20 protein-coding genes and 1 pseudogene are annotated in these 17296 nt (G+C 30.7%); 9 read left to right on the forward strand and 12 right to left on the reverse strand.

The features are described 5' to 3' along the window. Positions 1 to 11: 11 nt before the first annotated feature. The 8 genes from flgK to FBF10_RS07660 form a co-directional block, all read right to left on the reverse strand. A complete protein-coding gene (gene flgK / locus FBF10_RS07625) occupies positions 12 to 1838 on the reverse strand; it encodes a flagellar hook-associated protein FlgK (protein ID WP_002867248.1) in 1827 nt (608 codons plus the stop codon). A gap of 9 nt (positions 1839 to 1847) precedes the next feature. Next, positions 1848 to 2282: a flagellar protein FlgN gene (locus tag FBF10_RS07630; protein WP_002779263.1), complete on the reverse strand. Its 435-nt coding sequence runs from the start codon at positions 2280 to 2282 to the stop codon at positions 1848 to 1850. A gap of 42 nt (positions 2283 to 2324) precedes the next feature. After that, positions 2325 to 2522: a flagellar biosynthesis anti-sigma factor FlgM gene (flgM, locus tag FBF10_RS07635; RefSeq protein ID WP_002872343.1), complete on the reverse strand. Its 198-nt coding sequence runs from the start codon at positions 2520 to 2522 to the stop codon at positions 2325 to 2327. A 62-nt stretch (positions 2523 to 2584) separates the two neighbouring features. Beyond that, positions 2585 to 2926: a hypothetical protein gene (locus FBF10_RS07640; RefSeq protein WP_002784057.1), complete on the reverse strand. Its 342-nt coding sequence runs from the start codon at positions 2924 to 2926 to the stop codon at positions 2585 to 2587. Next, complete coding sequence (locus tag FBF10_RS07645; protein WP_002826014.1) at positions 2926 to 3972, reverse strand: flagellar basal body P-ring protein FlgI; 1047 nt, start codon at positions 3970 to 3972, stop codon at positions 2926 to 2928. Before FBF10_RS07645 ends, FBF10_RS07640 begins: the two co-directional genes overlap by 1 nt. Positions 3973 to 4030: 58 nt before the next feature. Next, a complete protein-coding gene (gene rsmD, locus FBF10_RS07650; protein WP_025998018.1) occupies positions 4031 to 4714 on the reverse strand; it encodes a 16S rRNA (guanine(966)-N(2))-methyltransferase RsmD in 684 nt (227 codons plus the stop codon). Then, the gene (locus FBF10_RS07655; RefSeq protein ID WP_002826012.1) at positions 4707 to 5090 is read right to left on the reverse strand and encodes a hypothetical protein; all 384 of its coding nucleotides are present in this window, start codon (positions 5088 to 5090) and stop codon (positions 4707 to 4709) included. Before FBF10_RS07655 ends, rsmD begins: the two co-directional genes overlap by 8 nt. Further along, positions 5087 to 6160, reverse strand: coding sequence for a DUF5644 domain-containing protein (locus FBF10_RS07660; RefSeq protein WP_002872345.1), 1074 nt, complete (start codon positions 6158 to 6160; stop codon positions 5087 to 5089). Before FBF10_RS07660 ends, FBF10_RS07655 begins: the two co-directional genes overlap by 4 nt. 86 nt (positions 6161 to 6246) lie before the next feature. Here FBF10_RS07660 and FBF10_RS07665 point away from each other — a divergent pair, with 86 nt between their 5' ends. The 3 genes and pseudogenes from FBF10_RS07665 (at position 6247) to FBF10_RS08635 (ending at position 8592) form a co-directional block, all read left to right on the forward strand. Then, positions 6247 to 7068 (forward strand): thiamine-phosphate kinase, encoded by an 822-nt coding sequence (locus FBF10_RS07665; protein ID WP_002887751.1) that lies wholly within the window; start codon positions 6247 to 6249, stop codon positions 7066 to 7068. Further along, positions 7037 to 8155 (forward strand): tRNA pseudouridine(13) synthase TruD, encoded by a 1119-nt coding sequence (truD, locus tag FBF10_RS07670; protein WP_002869777.1) that lies wholly within the window; start codon positions 7037 to 7039, stop codon positions 8153 to 8155. Before FBF10_RS07665 ends, truD begins: the two co-directional genes overlap by 32 nt. Positions 8156 to 8276: 121 nt before the next feature. Then, positions 8277 to 8592, forward strand: a pseudogene (locus FBF10_RS08635) (hypothetical protein). A gap of 157 nt (positions 8593 to 8749) precedes the next feature. Here FBF10_RS08635 and prfB read toward each other — a convergent pair. Next, positions 8750 to 9847 carry a peptide chain release factor 2 gene (prfB, locus tag FBF10_RS07680; RefSeq protein ID WP_002883032.1) on the reverse strand — a complete coding sequence of 366 codons (1098 nt, stop codon included), beginning with the start codon at positions 9845 to 9847 and terminating at the stop codon, positions 8750 to 8752. Between the two features lie 73 nt (positions 9848 to 9920). Here prfB and rimO point away from each other — a divergent pair, with 73 nt between their 5' ends. Next, the gene (gene rimO, locus FBF10_RS07685; protein WP_002858853.1) at positions 9921 to 11240 is read left to right on the forward strand and encodes a 30S ribosomal protein S12 methylthiotransferase RimO; all 1320 of its coding nucleotides are present in this window, start codon (positions 9921 to 9923) and stop codon (positions 11238 to 11240) included. Further along, complete coding sequence (tilS, locus tag FBF10_RS07690; RefSeq protein ID WP_002858852.1) at positions 11230 to 12195, forward strand: tRNA lysidine(34) synthetase TilS; 966 nt, start codon at positions 11230 to 11232, stop codon at positions 12193 to 12195. Before rimO ends, tilS begins: the two co-directional genes overlap by 11 nt. Here tilS and FBF10_RS07695 read toward each other — a convergent pair. Genes FBF10_RS07695 through ciaI form a run of 3 tightly spaced genes read right to left on the reverse strand, consistent with a single transcriptional unit; the run spans position 12178 to position 14182 of the window. After that, entirely contained in the window at positions 12178 to 12891 is a 714-nt protein-coding gene (locus FBF10_RS07695; RefSeq protein WP_002819467.1) for an EI24 domain-containing protein, read from the reverse strand. The genes tilS and FBF10_RS07695 overlap by 18 nt on opposite strands. A gap of 1 nt (position 12892) precedes the next feature. Beyond that, positions 12893 to 13582 carry a dUTPase gene (gene dut, locus FBF10_RS07700; protein WP_002781134.1) on the reverse strand — a complete coding sequence of 230 codons (690 nt, stop codon included), beginning with the start codon at positions 13580 to 13582 and terminating at the stop codon, positions 12893 to 12895. Between the two features lie 36 nt (positions 13583 to 13618). After that, positions 13619 to 14182, reverse strand: coding sequence for an intracellular survival protein CiaI (gene ciaI, locus FBF10_RS07705; RefSeq protein ID WP_002826203.1), 564 nt, complete (start codon positions 14180 to 14182; stop codon positions 13619 to 13621). Positions 14183 to 14256: 74 nt separating this feature from the next. Here ciaI and FBF10_RS07710 point away from each other — a divergent pair, with 74 nt between their 5' ends. The 4 genes from FBF10_RS07710 to FBF10_RS07725 all read left to right on the forward strand — a co-directional run bounded on the left by FBF10_RS07710 (position 14257) and on the right by FBF10_RS07725 (position 17295). Further along, positions 14257 to 14664 carry a hypothetical protein gene (locus FBF10_RS07710; protein WP_002781130.1) on the forward strand — a complete coding sequence of 136 codons (408 nt, stop codon included), beginning with the start codon at positions 14257 to 14259 and terminating at the stop codon, positions 14662 to 14664. Positions 14665 to 14735: 71 nt separating this feature from the next. After that, on the forward strand, positions 14736 to 15518 hold the full coding sequence (gene kpsM, locus FBF10_RS07715; protein ID WP_002887755.1) for a capsule polysaccharide transporter KpsM: 783 nt from the start codon (positions 14736 to 14738) through the stop codon (positions 15516 to 15518). Beyond that, on the forward strand, positions 15515 to 16177 hold the full coding sequence (locus FBF10_RS07720; RefSeq protein ID WP_002781126.1) for an ABC transporter ATP-binding protein: 663 nt from the start codon (positions 15515 to 15517) through the stop codon (positions 16175 to 16177). Before kpsM ends, FBF10_RS07720 begins: the two co-directional genes overlap by 4 nt. Further along, positions 16177 to 17295: a capsule polysaccharide transporter gene (locus FBF10_RS07725; protein ID WP_002858848.1), complete on the forward strand. Its 1119-nt coding sequence runs from the start codon at positions 16177 to 16179 to the stop codon at positions 17293 to 17295. Before FBF10_RS07720 ends, FBF10_RS07725 begins: the two co-directional genes overlap by 1 nt. Position 17296: the final 1 nt, after the last annotated feature.

Here is a 17296-nt window from a genome sequence, read left to right on the forward strand (position 1 = left end):
ATTACTAGAGCTTAAGATTTAAGCCCTAGTAAGGTATCAAGCATTTGATCTACGGTTGAGACGATTTTTGCTGCTGCACCGTAACTTGATTGATATTGTATAAGGGCGGCTAATTCTTCATTTGTATTTACGCCACTTTTAGATTGGTACTCGCTATAAACAGAATTATAAAGAGTTTCATTGCTTGAATTGACGACATTGTTATTTTCACCATCTGAGGCTATTTTACCTGTAAGTTTGCGGTAATATTCTTCCATGGTAAGATTATCGATAGTGCCATCTTCATTATAAAAATTAACTTTTTCATATTGAAGTTGGATGATTTTATTTGCCATGTCATTGCCACTATCAACCCCACTTAAACTTGCTCTTACTGTGCTTGGATCATTTAAGATGGAATCTTTTACTTTCATATTACTTGCATCAGTTCCGCTGAAAAAACCACCTATACTAAACGCACCTGCGAAATTTGTGCCCTTATCTTCAATGGCTACCTTAAAACCTGATTTTGCATTGATTTGAAATAAACCATCTCCAGTTTTTGCATCGTAGCTAAAACTTGCATTGATATGATCATCAACATCATCGTTTGAATTTTTATTGTTATTATCATCTGTATTAGCATTGATTTGACGCATGATATCATTCATGGTTGTATTTACATCTATGGTGATGGTTTTGGTGAGTTTTTTATCGCCTTTATCATCATAAATGACTATATCAAAACTTCCTGGTTGTATGGTTCTGTCGTAATTAACTAAAGGAATATCTCCCTTAAGCCCAGATAGATAATCAGAAGTAACAGAACTTTTCGCAGAACTTGCATAAAGATTGTTAGTTTCATTGATCATGGTCTTAGCAAAAGTATCTAAAGAATCCATATAACCTTGGATAATTCCATCTTCATATTTTCCTTCGCTTTTGCTATAGTTTCTACCGCGTAAGTCAAGTTGAGCACCAAGCTGTCCACCGCTAATTTTTGCAGTAAGATCGCGAACTTTTTCATCAGGAGTTTCATAATAAATGCTATAAGATTTATTTTTATCATCATAATCAAGCTTTAAAGGATGAAAATTTATTCCATCTACTATACTAAAACCTTCTATACTTAGATTGTATTGATGTCCTGGATCAGTGATGGTTGTATCAAGGCGATTGTCTTGATTGATTTCATTTTTGCTTGCAACTGCACTAACTAGCTTTGAAAGAGTAAGCTCAAGTTCATCTCTTCTATCCCTAAGTTCATTTGCGTGTTCTGTTGGTAAGGCTTCTTGTCCATAAATTTGTTTATTTATAGTAGCAATTTCTTCGCCAATTCTATTAATCTCATCAACTGTATTTTTAATATCATCATTTACTTTTTTTTGGATTTTATCTAAGGTTGCAAAAGTGTTATTAACGCTTTCTGTTAAGGTCTGAGAAGCTTTTACAAGGGCTATTTTTGTGGCATTTTCGTTGGGGTTAGATGCAAAATCATTCCAAGCTTTGTTATAATTTTCTAAATCTTGCAAAATTCCAGTATTTTGTAAGTCGGGAAAACGCTGCGCAATTTCTTGTAAAGTGGAAGCTATATATTTAGTATATTCTAGTTGAGTAGATGCACCTTTTAATTTATAGTAAGAATACTCATCATGCAAACGCACTATACTTTCTACAGCAGTTCCTGTGCCTACTTGAACTCCACCTGTTGTAATATATCCATTTGTAGTTTGCACCACTCTTTGGCGTGTATAAAAAGTTGCATTAGCATTTGAGATATTATTTCCAGTTGTTGCGATTTGAACTTCGCTTGCCTTTAAGCCTGTAACACCTGTGTATAATGTTCCAAAAATACCCATTATAAATCCTTATACATTGATCTTGAAAATTGACTCTGGATTTGTCTTTTTATCTCCATAAGCATTATTTGTTCCATCATTGATATCAAACATTTTATTTACTAAGCCATCAAGAAAATCTTTGACAATAAGAACAAATTTAGCATACTCTTTGTTTTTACTATGAAGGTTTTGAAGATTTTTTTTAAGTAGATCTAGTTTTTGTTTATCTTCATCATCTAAGAGTTCACTAAGCCCTTTTGTAGAGCTATTATTTAGCTCAACCAAGGCAACATCAAGTTGTTTTTTAGCTGTAATAAATTCCGCGATAAGTTTGTTTTTTTCTTCTACACTTGGCGTTACACTCTCATGTTTAGCCACTTTGATATTTTCTATATCTTCTTCGGTTAAAGCAATAAGTTTTGCTAAGATAGCATTTACTTCATCAAGTCTTTGTTTAAGCATATTTTCTCCTTTTCTCTCTCAAAAAAAGGAGAATGAAAGTTTTTAGATTAAAGAGTCAGCAATCGCAGCAGTCGTAGCTTTTGTATCGATTTTATAAGTACCATTTTTAATCTGCTCTGCGATTTTACTCGCTTTATCATTTTCCGTTTTTTGAGTATCGTTTGTTTTAGTTTCTTTATCTATTCTATTTGTATTTAATGCGGTATTTGCCACATAACTTTGTTGTATAGGATTGATCATTTCTGCCTCCTTGATCTTAGTTATAATCCTCTACAAACCATATCGACCTAAATTTAAAAAACTTAACCCCTTTCTTTTAAAAAATCGTATAATAATTTTGAAAAACCCATACCTCCACTTAAAGCTTTACTCATGGTATCATTATACATGGAAGAGTATATTTCATCGCTGGCATCTTTTCCAAAGAGTGAATTTTGACTTTTTAAAGATACATCTAAAACTTGCTTTAAAAAAAATGCCTCAAAAGCATCCGTTTGTTCTTTTAAGGCTTCATCTTCTTTGCTCTTTGTAACTATATCATTGTCATTTATTTTGATGCTTGATTCTAAACTTCTTGCTTTGGCTGCACGATCAAGTAAAGCGCTATTCATACTATAAGTATTTAAAAAATTATCCACTTTCATTAGATGATCTCCAAATCCGCGTTAATTGCACCTGCGCGCTTTAAATTTTCCATAATAGCGATAATGTCATTTGGGGTTGCTCCAAGTTTGTTAAGCATTCTAGCTATATTTGCAACTGTGCTTTTTGCATTGTTGATTCTTAAGGTATTTGAACTTGGATCTACAAAACCACCATCTTTCATATCGATTTCATTTTGATTAGCTACTGCGTTATTGTTTGGATCTATTTTTATAGTGATATCTTTATGAGTGATTAAAACAGGTTCTACCTCTACATCAACTCCAGCAATCACTGTTCCTGTTCTTTCATCGATGATAACTTTGCTTTGTGGTTTATAAGCTATATCTTGTTCTAAAACTCTTGCCATAAAATCAACATTTGAAAGATCTTCAGGTTTTTTGAGTTTTACTGTGCGAGAGTCGATGGCTTTAGCTACTTCTTCGCCAAAGACAGTATTTAAAACTCTTTCTATATCGTTTGCGGTTTTAAAATCCGCTACTTTTAAACTTAAGGTTAGATCATTGTTTTGGCTAAAATTTTGTGGAATTTCTCTTTCTACATTAGCTCCGCCCATTACAGTTGCAGCAGTTGAGTGAGAACCTGCTCCTCCTGGTCTAGGTGTTAAACCTCCTGTTGAGATAGAGCCTTGTGCTATGGCATAAATTTCACCATCAATCCCACGAAGTGCAGTCAGTAAAAGTGTTCCGCCTTGTAAAGATTTTGCATCACCCATAGATGAAACGGTAATATCAAGTTTATCTCCGCTTTTTGCAAAGGCTGGAAGTTTGGCTGTAACCATAACAGCTGCGGTATTTTTTGATTTGATATCGTTAGGATCTACTTTGATATTCATACCTTGTAAAAGGTTTGAGATGGATTGTAGTGTAAATTTAGAGCTTGTTCCATCGCCGCTTCCATTAAGCCCTACAACAAGTCCATAACCTATAAGTTGGTTATCTCTTACACCTACAGTGTTTGCTACATCCTTGATTTGCACTGCAAAAATGCTTGTCATAAAGAGTAAAAATATCGTTAAAACTCTCATGGATTCTTCCTTTAATCTATTGTTGATGATAGATCAAGCAAGAAGTGTTCCAAGTAAGTTAAGAAGCGTAAAAGCTTAAGCTAGTTGATCCAAATTTCTTTTCTTTGACTTTTTGAAAATTTTGGATTTTTTCGGGAGTTTTTATGGTTGAGTGGTGTTCAAAAATGATTAAATTTAAAGTCTTTAAATCTAAATTTTCTAAAAAATGATAAATTTTTTCATAAATATCGCTAAAACCTTCTCTGGTATCAAAAGGTGGGTCAAGATATAATATGATTTCATTTTTTGAATTTTCTATGAGTTTAGGTAAAATTTCAAAAGTATTTGCATGGATCACTTCTAAATTTGGATCTATATTTTTAGCATTTTCTAAAGCAATTTTATAAGCTTTTGCATCAAGTTCTATAGCATAAGCTTTTAAAGCATGATTACTTAGTGCTTCAGCCGCCATTAAAGCACTTCCTCCAAAGGCTTCAATGAAAATTTTACTTCTTAAATCTTCTCTTATTACATTAAAAACACAACTTTTGACTATGCTTTTAGTACTTCTTGTTGTTGTAAGACTAGGTAAAAGTAGTTTTTTCCCTTTGTATTTACCACTTTCTATATTTGTATAAAGCTTTATTTCTTTAGTTTTTTTTGTTTTTTCTTTAGGAGGTTTAATTTCTTGTTTTTGAAGAAATTTTTTTCTTTTTTCATTGTGATTAAAAAAGTCTTTAACGCTTATAAATTCATCATTCATCATTAAGTGCTTTTACGAGTTTGTTTTTAAGATCTTTTATGGCAAGATCGATTTTATTTTCATAATCTTTTTTAAATTCCAAAGCAATAGCGTCAATTTTTTCTTCAAGCAGTCTTTTTTGTTCAAGTGCAAGTTGCAAAGCTGCTGCTTTTAAGGCATTATCAAATTCATTTAAAGACTCAAACAAGGCTTCTTTGCTAAATGGTATGCTTAAAAATGGAGAGTTTTTAGAGATGATAAATAAGGGTTTTGCGGTATGAATTTTTTCATCGCTAATGATGAAATCACAATTTTTTTTCATTACCAAATGATCTTTTAAAAAAAGTTCTAAAGTTTTTTCTATGATGAGATCTTTGCATTCTAAAGAGATTTTCATATCAAACTAACCTTTAAAGTGTGATTTTTTAATGATGGAGCTTGTATGCCTTCGATAAGGGCTAAAAACTCAAAACGGCTCAAAATATAAAAGTCTTCAAATTCCCTTCCACTTGTTTGCATAAGTTTTTTAGCACAAGTATCAAAAAGATAAAAATCTTTTTCTTCTTTTACTACCATAAAATCAGCCCCGCTATCATAAGCGTCCAAAACAATATCTGCGGCTATTTTATAGCTTAGCGTAGGATTTAGATTAAGCAAGCTAAAGCCATTATTTTTTATACTGTTTTCATAGGAAATAAATTTAGCCTTAAGTTTCGATTTTAAAGTATCGCAAGCATTAAAACCATAAAAAGCTATATTGAAATCTTTAAAATTATGTTTAATTTCTTTAAGTTCTTTGATCTCATTATCAAAAGCATTGGTTTTAGGTAAATCAAAGTGTAAAATATTTTTATCAAAAAGCCCTAAATTTAAAATTTCATTTTGTAGGTTTTTGATCGTTGTTTCTAAAATTTCATTTTTGCTTTCAAGATGATAAAAAATACCCTTTTCTTTATCTGCTAGAGTTTTTAAAATTTCTATCTTTTTTTCAGGATATTTTTCTATCATTTTTGAAGCCAAATAAAACACTCCATCGCCCATATATTCAGGAAGATAGTCTAAAATTTCACTTGCATAATATAAATAATCATATTTTGCATAAAGTTTTTTATCCTCTTCATCACCAAATTTTTCAAGATATTTGTATTTGTCTAAAAAATCATTTTTATCGATGATAAGATCTTTAATGGCTCTTTTTGTGCTTAAAGGCTCGATACAAAGACTAAAATCAAATTCTTTTGCTATTTTTTCTAAAGGTGTAAAAAGTGGTATGATTTGCTTATTTACAACTATGTAAGTATCTTCATCTTTATCAAAATCAAAATAAATATCATCATCTTGAACTTGCAAAAGCAGATCATAAAAACTTGCAAAATTTTCATAATTATCATAAATATAAGGTTTATAATAAGCCTCATAATCCTTGGTTTTATCAAATCTAAAAATTCTTAATTCTAATTTTTTCATGGTTTTTCCTTAAATATTTTTATATTATATAAAATTATTCTAAAATTCACTAGAATTTAAAAGGAAATTTTATAAAATCACGCATTATGAACAAAGAAGATTTTATTATCAAAGCTTTTTTAAATGAAAAAAATGGCGATGATGGAGCTGTTATTGATGATTGGTGTTTTAGTAAGGATTTGTTTTTTGAAAATGTGCATTTTAAAAGAGCGTGGCTTAGTTTAGAGCAAATCGCTACAAAAGCAATGCTTGTCAATATCTCAGATGCTATTTCAATGAATGCTGTGCCAAAATACGCACTTTTAGGACTTGCTTTACCAAAAAATTTAAGCGAAAATGAGATCAAAGCCTTACAAAAAGGTTTTTTAAAAACAGCTAGGAAATTTAATATAAAAATCATAGGCGGCGATACTATAAGCAATGATAAAATAGACATTAGTCTTACTATCATTTCAAAGATTAACGATAAAGCTGTTTTTAGAAAAGGTTTAAAAAAAGGACATTTACTTGCTTATACAGGAAAATTAGGGCGAAGTTTAAAAGGGCTTGAAATTTTACAAAATGGGGGCACTTTAAAACCAAACCATGTATTTATAAAGCCAAAATTAAGAGCTAGTTTTTTTTATGAAGTCGCACCTTTAATTTCTTGTGCTATGGATATTTCAGATGGTTTAAGCAAAGATTTATCAAGACTTTTAGCCTTAAATAAATGCGGTATTTCTTGGTTTAAAAAACTTGATGATTATACGCTTTATAGCGGAGAAGAATATGAAATTTTGTTTGCTTTTGATGAAAAAGAACGGCAAAATATAGAAACAATAGCCAAAAAACACGGCGTGAAATTAAATATCTTTGGGAAAGCAGTGAAAGGAAAATATGAATTTAGCGGAAGAGAACACCATTTTTAAGCCTTTGTATAGCTTAAAACATAGTCCTATTAATGCGTATTTTAGTAAAAATAGCGATGATTTTGTAGTGCGTGAAAAGCCTTTGTATGAATTTAGCGGCAAGGGTGAACATCTTATTTTGCATATCAATAAAAAAGATTTAACCACAAATGAAGCTTTAAAAATTTTAAGTGAAGCAAGCGGGGTTAAAATAAGAGATTTTGGTTATGCAGGGCTTAAAGACAAGCAAGGATCAACCTTTCAATACCTTTCTATGCCTAAAAAATTTGAGAGTTTTTTGTCAAATTTTTCTCATTCTAAACTTAAAATTTTAGAAATTTTTACCCATGAAAACAAGCTAAGAATAGGGCATTTAAAAGGAAATTCTTTTTTCATACGCTTAAAAAAAGTTTTGCCAAGCGATGCTTTAAAGCTAGAACAAGCTTTGATGAATTTGGATAAACAAGGTTTTGCGAATTATTTTGGTTATCAGCGTTTTGGAAAATTTGGGGATAATTATAAAGAAGGGCTTGAAATTTTGCGTGGCAAAAAAATGAAAAATGTAAAAATGAAAGAGTTTTTAATTTCAGCTTTTCAAAGTGAGCTTTTTAATCGCTATTTGAGTAAAAGAGTGGAGTTATCACATTTTGCAAATGATTTTAGCGAAAAAGAATTGATCCAAATTTATAAAATTTCTAAAGAAGAAGCTAAGGAACTTAAAAAACAAGAACAATTTTTTAAGCTTTTAAAAGGTGAGGTTTTAGGGCATTATCCTTTTGGAAAGTGTTTTTTATGCGAGGATTTAAGTGCTGAGCTTGGGCGTTTTAAGGCAAGAGATATAAGCGCCATGGGGCTTTTAATCGGTGCTAAGGCTTATGAAACAGGAGAAGGTTTGGCCTTAAATTTAGAAAATGAAATTTTTAAAGATACTTTGGAGTTTAAGGCTAAAATGCAAGGTTCAAGACGCTTTATGTGGGGATATTTAGAAGAGTTAAAATGGCGTTATGATGAAGAAAAAGCTCATTTTTGTATAGAGTTTTTCTTGCAAAAAGGCTCTTATGCTACTGTGGTTTTAGAAGAAATTTTGCATAAAAATTTGTTTGAGTGAAATAATTATGAGTTAAATTTTTACGTGATTTTTACTTTAGAATTTATTGCAAAAATGATATTTAAATTTTAAATTTAGGTATAGTTATATTAATTTAATTTTAAAACTAGGAGCAAAAATAATGAAAAAGATTTTAACAAGTGCTTTGGCTTTAGGAGCTATGACTTTGATTGTAGATTGTGGCGATGGCGATTTAGTCGAGTTAAAAAACAATGGCAACGATCAAGCTATGTTTGATTTAGGTAATCAAGAGATTATGAAAAAATATCCAAAATTATAAACTTTATGATTATACTTCAGTCAGAACAATTAGTGATATTAACAATCCAGAAGGCAAAATTAAAGAAATGAAGCGTGATTTAGAAATAGATAAAACTCCATACTCAAACTATGTTTTCTTATTAAATCCAAACGATAAAAAGACTATAAAGTTGTGAGTGTTTATTGCGATAAAGATTTTAAGAAAAGAGTTTATTATTCTGTGAATGATGCTCTTAGGTTTTATGCAAGATAATAAAACAAGCGGGAAAATCCCGCTATCTTTCTAATTTTTTTATACCGACATTTTGCAGAAATTACTTATTTTTAAGCCTGTTACTCCGCTTTTAAGGCAATTAAAACGCCTTCTATCATTTTCTTAATATCCCCATCAAGGATATTATCCACTTGAGAAAAAGCTTCTCCACTGCGATTGTCTTTGACTTGCTGATAAGGGAAAAGCACATAAGATCGGATTTGATGCCCCCAGCCTATCTCGCTTTTTTCTCCAGCATTAGCACTATCTTGTTGTTTCATGAGTTCAAGTTCATAAAGGCGAGATTTTAGCATTTTAAAAGCGGTGGCTTTGTTTTTGTGCTGACTTCTGTCATTTTGGCATTGTACGACTATGCCGGTTGGAAAATGCGTGATTCTCACAGCCGATTCTGTTTTATTGACATGTTGTCCGCCTGCACCGCTTGCTCTGTAATAATCTATTCTTATGTCTTTTTCTTCGATTTCAATTTCTATATCATCATCAAGTTCAGGGCTTACCATAACACTTGAAAAGCTTGTATGGCGGCGTCCTGCACTATCAAAAGGAGAAGTTCTTACCAAACGATGGATACCATTTTCAGCCTTTAAATAACCATAAGCATTTTCGCCTTTAACTAAAAAGCTCACATCTTTAAGCCCTGCTTCTTCGCCTTCTTGAAAGTCTAGAGTTTCGACTTTAAAACCTTCTCTTTCACAAAATCTTAAATACATTCTATAAAGTATGCTTGCCCAGTCATTACTTTCTGTTCCGCCCGCACCTGGATGAATGGAAACAATGGCATTTTTACCATCATTTTCCCCACTTAAAAGCATGGAAATTTCAAGACTTGTGATGGTATCTTCAAGTTTTGGTGCGTCATTAAATAAAGCTTCAAGCGTTTCTGTATCGTTTTCGCTATTGGCTAGATCGAAAAGTTCGTTTGCGTCATTTAGCGCATTAAAAGCATTTTCATAGTTTTTAAGTAGATTGGTGATTTTAGTTTTTTCTTTACCTATGATTCCTGCTTGTTTAACATCACTCCAAAAAGAAGGAGAATTTTCAAGCTCTTCGATTTCTTTAAGCCTTGTTTGGATATTTTCAGGCTTGATGATGGAGGCTATGTTGCCGACTTTGTTTTTTAAAGTTTTTAAAAGTTCGCTAAATTCGTAATTATCCATAAAATTTCTTTGCTATAATTATATTTTTAAAGTCAAAAATTATATCAAAAGAAAACTTTAATATAGGAAAAAAATGTCAAAACTTTATCTTATGTCTTTAGGTTGTAATAAAAATTTAGTCGATAGTGAGATCATGCTAGGGCGCCTTAGTGCTTATGAACTTTGCGATGAACCAAGCAAAGCTGATGTTATAATCGTAAATACTTGTGGTTTTATCGATAGTGCAAAAAAAGAAAGTATTAATGCGATTTTGGATTTGCACGAACAAAGAAAAAAAGATTCTCTTTTGGTGGTTACGGGTTGTTTGATGCAGCGTTACCGCGAAGAACTTATGAAAGAACTCCCTGAGGTTGATCTTTTCACAGGTGTGGGTGATTATGAAAGAATCGATGAAATGATACTTAAAAAAACAAATTTATTTTCAAATTCGACTTATTTGCAAAGTGAAAATTCTAAACGTATTATCACAGGTTCAAATTCCCATGCTTTTATAAAAATCGCCGAAGGTTGTAATCAAAAATGCTCTTTTTGTGCTATCCCAAGTTTTAAAGGCAAGTTAAAATCTCGCGAGATAAGTAGCATTATAGCTGAGCTTAAAGATTTGGTAGCTAGAGGTTATAAGGACTTTTCTTTTATTGCACAAGATACGAGTTCTTATTTGTTTGATAAGGGTGAAAAAGATGGGCTTATACGCTTAATCGATGAGGTGGAAAAAATCAAAGGCATAAGAGCGGCTAGAATTTTATATCTTTATCCTACGAGCGCGAGTGAAGCTTTGATCAAACGCATTATAGCTTCTGAAATTTTTGTAAATTATTTTGATATGCCTTTGCAGCACATAAGTGATAATATGCTTAAAATCATGAAGCGTGGGGCAAATAGCACAAGACTTAAAGAAATGCTAAATTTAATGAAAAGTGCGCCAAATAGCTTTTTACGCACGGGCTTTATCGTAGGGCATCCAGGTGAAAGTGAGGCAGATTTTGAAGAGCTTTGTGAGTTTGTTAAAGACTTTGGTTTTGATAGGGTGAGTGTTTTTGCGTATTCTAAGGAAGAAGATACAGCCGCTTTTGATATGGAGCAAGTGCCTTTTAAAGTGATCAATAAAAGGCTTAAAATCATAGAAAAAATTGTTGATGAAGTGATAGAAAAAAGTTTTGAAAAAGAAGTAGGGCAAAAGCGTTTAGTAGTTTGCACAGGAGAAAGTAGCGAGGGAGAGTTTTTTATCGCAGCTAAAGATTTAAGATGGGATAGAGAGATTGATGGGGAAATTCTTATTAATGAAAGCGAATGTGGAAATTTGGAAATGGGGCAAATTTATGAATGTGAAATTTTACAAAACCTTGATAAAAAACTCCTTGCTAAGGCTTTAAGAAAAGTAGATGCAAATTAAAGATGAAATTTTAGCCCTTTTAAAAAGGGGTAAAAATTTACTCGCTTTTTCTTATGGAAGTGATTCTAGTGTGCTTTTTTATCTTTTAATGCAAGAAAAGATCGACTTTGATCTTGTGATGATAAATTACAAAACTAGAAAAAATAGTGATTTAGAAGAGTTAAAAGCCAAAGAACTTGCTTTAAAATTTCATAAAAAAATTTTCATAAAACACGCTCCTAAATTTCAAAGTAACTTTGAAAAAAAAGCCAGAGATTTTCGCTATGATTTTTTTGAAAAAATTTGTCTTGAGCAAGGTTATGACCATCTTATCTTAGCCCATCATTTAAACGATCAATTTGAATGGTTTTTGATGCAACTTTCACGAGGCGCAGGTTTGGCTGAAATTTTAGGTATGCAAGAGTGTGAAAAACGCTCAAATTATACACTTTTACGCCCTTTACTCTTTATAAGTAAAGATGAAATTTCATCTTTTTTAAAAGAAAAAGATATTTTTTATTTCCATGATGAAAGTAATGAAAATGAAAAATATTTTAGAAATTATATAAGAAAAAATTTCTCTAATGCCTTTGTGAGTGAATTTCATCAGGGTTTAAAAAGAAGTTTTTCTTATCTTGATGAAGACAGGAAAAAACTTTATGATTTTGAAAATATCAAAGAAATTCAAGGACTTCTTATTTGCCCTAAAAATGAAAGCTTGATTGCTAGAGCGGTGAAAATGAAAGGTTTGCTTTTAAGCACGGCACAAAGAAAAGAGCTTTTAAAGGGTGATTGTGTTTTAGGTGGTAAAATAGCACTTGCATATAAAAACGAACAAGCTATTGTTTTTGAGTATGAAACTTGTCAAAAATTACCTAAAAATTTCAAAGAAGAGTGTAGAATAGCTAAAATTCCAAGACTTTTAAGAGCTTATTTATACAATCACAAAATCGATATTTCAAGCCTTAGCTTTTAGTTTTAAAATTCTTTGATAGCTTAAATGTGTGAGAAAAATCACAAAAAATACTTGCAAAAAAAGTCCTAAAAGTGGTACTGATGAGAGTAGATAAAAACAAAGAGTGCTAAATTTAAACTCTAAAGGCGAAAAATCAGAATGAAAATTTTTAAAACTTTCTTTGTCTAAAATCGTGCTTGTAACATCAATCATTAAAAGTTTGTGAAAGAGATAATAAAAAGCAAGATAATATACAAAAATATTTATAAAAGGTAAAAATAAAGCCAAGGTGCAAAGCAATAAAATCCCTATAAATTTTATAAATATTTTAAAAATTTCAAAGATAGTTTTTAAGGTTGAAACTTCGTTTGTATTATCATAATGGTAATATTTTTGGTTGATTTCTTTAGCGATAAAAGGAGTAAGAAAAGAAGTGATAAAAAGGGCTAAAAAAACCGAAGCAAAAACAACAATAAAACCTGAAAATAAAAAACTTATGATGGTGATTAAAATTTGTACAAAATGAAGAGCATAAAACCACGCCCAAAACGAATCTTCTCCAACGCTAAATAAAGAATTAAAATAATCAAGCAAGGCCGAAAAGCCAAGTACTCCTAAAAAAAGCATCAGTATAAGGCTAAAAATCAAAGGAATTAAGGCAAATTTTAAAAATTTAAGACTTAAAAAATCTTTGATTGCAAGTTTTAAAATATCCAAATTATGCCTTTTTGTAGCATTCTTCTAGTTTTTTATAAATAGTATCAAAATCAAGCTCTTGTTCTAAAATTTGAGCTAAAACTTCATTGTCTTCTTTGCCATTCCAAGTTTTTTTATAGCTGCCATCTTTGTAACCATTGTTTTGTCTAAAAATATTTAAAACATTTTTACCTATGTAGGTCTTATAAAGAATTTCAAGATTTAGCCCACATTTAATAGCTAGGGTAAAATAGGTTGAAAGTAATTCTTCAAGATTAAATCCAAAACCACTGCATTTATGGATAATAAGCTCTATATCATTTAAAATGCCATAAATATCACCCTCATTAGGGTATTCTTCTTCTTTGCAAAAATCTTGAAACACGCTTACAGCATTAACTTCTGTGGCTATAGCTTTGAAATCTTTATTGTTTTTATCGCGATACTCTTCAAGTAAAAGACTTAAAATAAAATGCCAAATATCGACAATCTCTATACGCACATTTTCCCAATTTGTTGGACTTGAAATATTTTTCCAATGTTTCCATGTAAAAGAGTCTATAAGTTCTGCACATTCCATATAAATACAGCGTCTCCAACTGATCAGTTTTCCTTCTTTGGTGTAGCCATTTTCCCAATTTAAGCCGTTTGTTTCATCGTTGAGTTTTTGTTGGAGTTTGAGCATATTTTCTAAAATTTCGATATTTGTCATTTAAAAACTCCTTGATAATTTTTAATATTATATGATTTAAGCGTAAAGATTTAAACTATCATCTGTCTTATCTTGATTTTCCTTGGCTTTTTCTTGCTGTTTTTCAAGTTGTTTTTTCATTTGTTCTAAAACTTCATCAAGAAGTTTTTTGCTATCTTCAAGCATGGAAGCATTGATATCTTTATCATCTGTTTGATTTTGTTTTAGTAAATCACTGAGTTTATTTGTAAAATTATTCATAATAGCATTTTGATGGTTTTCATCATTTGGTGTTGGTAGAACATTTGCCATTTGCATAGCTGATTCTATAATTTCTTTTGGCTTTAACTCTCCGACTTTAGAATTTGCTAAAAAGTCTTTGATCATAGGTTCAACTTCTTTCATAGCATTTTTAATCTCATCAAGATCATTTTGTGTGAGCTTAGAGCCTTCAAAAGTAAAGCTAAAGCCATACTGACGCTTAAGATTAAGAGTTTTACCTTCTTCATTATTTGCATAACTCACGCTTTGATTGTCATACATAGATAAGGCTAAATGTTTGCCACTTTTTGTTGTATAATCCATCGAAAAACTTTGGTTTTTGCTAGCATCAATTTGCATTTCTTCCCCTTATATTTATAGTTTAAATTAAAAATCGGTTATTTTTAAAAATATTTTAGTATAATTTTTACAATATGGATGAAAGAATTTTAGAATTTATAAAAAATGAGCAGCTTTTATCTTGGGCTATGATTGATGAAAAAGGTGTTTATACAGCTAGTGCTTTTTATGCTTTTGATGAGAAGAATTTAGCTTTTATTATCGCTTCTCATGAAGATACTAAGCATATAAGATTAGCCAGTGAAAATTCAAGTATAGCACTTAATATAGCCAAAGAAAGTAAAATAGCCTTTTTAAAAGGTGTGCAAGCTAAGGCCGAGTTTAAAATGGCAAGCAAGGAGCAAATGAAAATTTATTTTTCTAAATTTCCCTTTGCTAAACTTGATAAAAGTGCAAAAATTTATGCCTTAGAGCTTTTTTGGCTTAAATTTACTAACAATGCTTTAGGACTTAGTAAAAAGCTTGAGTTTTGTAAAAAATAAATTTTTATGATTTTGTTTAAAAAAATGAGTTATGATTATGGTTTATGTAAATTGTTAGGTATAGAAAATAAATGTTAAATGTAATTCACGCTTTATTTTTTAGAGAGTTAAAAACTAGATTTGGAAAAAATAGGTATCTTGGATATATATGGGTAGTTGGAGAGCCTATGAGTGTTGTGCTTTTGGTGACTATTATAGGAACTGTTATTAGGGAATATCATCATCAAGTTATGCCTGAAGGAATTTCTATTTTTATGTTTTTGATTTCAGGCATTATGCCTTTTTTTATGTTTAGAAGTATAGTAACTCAGCTTATGAATGGAATAGGGGCAAATTTATCTTTGTTTGCCTATAAACCTGTAAAACCTATACATGTATTTATTGCTAGAACTTTGCTTGAATTTTGTATTTATTTTGTGATTTTTATCACTGTGCTTTTTTTTGCAGGGTGGTTCTTTAGACTCGATGTATTTCCTGTTCATTTACTTGGAGTTTTATTTTGTATTTTTTTACTCATATGCTCAGCTTTTGCTTTAGGGATTTGTTTTGCTATTGTTTGGCACTTTGTAGAACCTTTAAGAACTTTATTAGCTTATTTTAGTATAGTATTTTATTGGAGTTCTGGGATTATATTTCCCACCTGGTTAACTCCTCGTCCTTTACTTGATATATTTTATTACAATCCTTTGCTTCACATAATGGAGCTTTTAAGATTTAATTTTTTTGAAAATTATCCTTTGCAAGATGAATATAGTTATTTTTATGTTATATTTTGGATTTTACTTGTTTTATTTATAGGGCTTTTTATTTACTACTATAATAGACAAGCTCTAACGGCGGCAAAAAAAGAATGATAAAGCTAATTAATCTAACTAAATCTTATCCTTTATTTAGTGGTGGAAGGCATTATGTTTTTAAAAATTTTACTTTTGAATTTCCTGAAAATTGTAGCATAGGTTTAATGGGATATAATGGCGCAGGCAAGTCCACTCTCATGAGACTTTTAAGCGGAGCAGAGCTTCCTGATAGTGGCAAGATAATTACTAATAAAAAATTATCTTGGCCTTTGGGTTTAAATGGAGCTTTTCAAGGTTCTTTAACTGCCAGAGATAATGCTAAATTTGTAGCTAGGGTGTATGGATACAAGGGTAAAGAACTTCAAGAAAAAGTAAAATTTGTGGAAGATTTTGCTGAAATAGGAAAATTTTTTGATGAGCCTATGAAGACTTATTCTTCGGGAATGAGTGCTAGGATAGCTTTTGGACTTAGTATGGCTTTTGATTTTGATTATTATTTGATCGATGAGGCTGGAGCTGTTGGAGATCCTGCTTTTAGGGAAAAAAGCGTGAAATTATATAGAGAAAGATTAAGCAAATCAAAGGTGATTATGGTATCTCATAATGTAGCTGAAATTAAAGAATGGTGTGATAAAATAATTTATATGAAAAATGGTCAAATTACGGTTTATGATGATGTAGATGAAGGAATAGCTGTATATCAAGGAAAAGCTTAATGGAAGAAAATAAAACTTTATTAGAAAAAATCAAAGATTTAAGTGTATTTGATTCTTTTAAAATTGTTTGGTTTATAATGATTTTTGTTGTGATTTATTATACATTGATTGCAGCACCAAGATATGTAAGCACGATGATTTTAGATGTTAGATCAACAAGTGGAGAAAGTGCTCAAACAAGTGGAATTTTGTCTTTGCTTAGTAGCACTTCTACAGCAAGCGAAGATTTAAATTATCTAAAAGGTTATATAGAATCAAGTGATATGTTAAAAATTTTGGATGAGAAAATTAAACTTAAAAGTCTTTATCAAGAACAACATATAGATTTGCCTTTTAAAATTTGGGATTCAAGTTCGATAGAATCTTATCTTAAATATTACCAAGCAAGAGTTAAGGTGCATACGGATGAAACTACTAAGCTTTTGCAGGTAGAAGTAGAAGGTTTTACACCTAAATCAGCTCATTTGATTGCTCAAACTATTATGCAGGAAAGCGAAAAGTTTATCAACGAAATCTCTCATAAAGCAGCTAGGGAACAAATGGCTTTTGCTGAAAATGAAGTACAAAAATACAAAGAACGATATCAAAAAGCACAAAATGATTTGATTGCTTTTCAAAATAAATATGGGGTTTTTGATCCCTTGAAACAAGCTGAAGCTAAAGCAAGTTTGGTTGCGCAAATTGAGACTAATTTAGCTCAAAAAGAAGCTAAACTTTTAACTTTACAAAGCTATATGAATGATGCAGCACCTGAAGTAGTAGCACTTAAAGCAGAAATTGAAGCGATTAAAAAACAGCTTTTAAGGGAAAAATCTAAAATTTCAGCTAACAATTCTTCTCAAAAGCTTAATGATTTGGCTGCTAAATTTCAAGATCTAACTATAGAAGCTACTTTTGCGCAAAAAGCTTATGAAGCAGCTTTAAAAGCTTATGAAAGTGCTAGAATAGAAGCATTAAGAAAAATAAAACAACTTGTCATCATTCAAAGTCCAGATATTCCAGAAAGCGCAAAATATCCTGAAAGAATTTATGATATTTTAACAGCATTTATTGTATTATCTTTGATTTTTGGGATTGTTAAATTTATTAAAATGATAATAGAGGAGCATAAGTATTAAA

Source organism: Campylobacter sp. CFSAN093249, from assembly GCF_011067895.1.
Classification (GTDB): Bacteria; Campylobacterota; Campylobacteria; order Campylobacterales; family Campylobacteraceae; genus Campylobacter_D; species Campylobacter_D jejuni.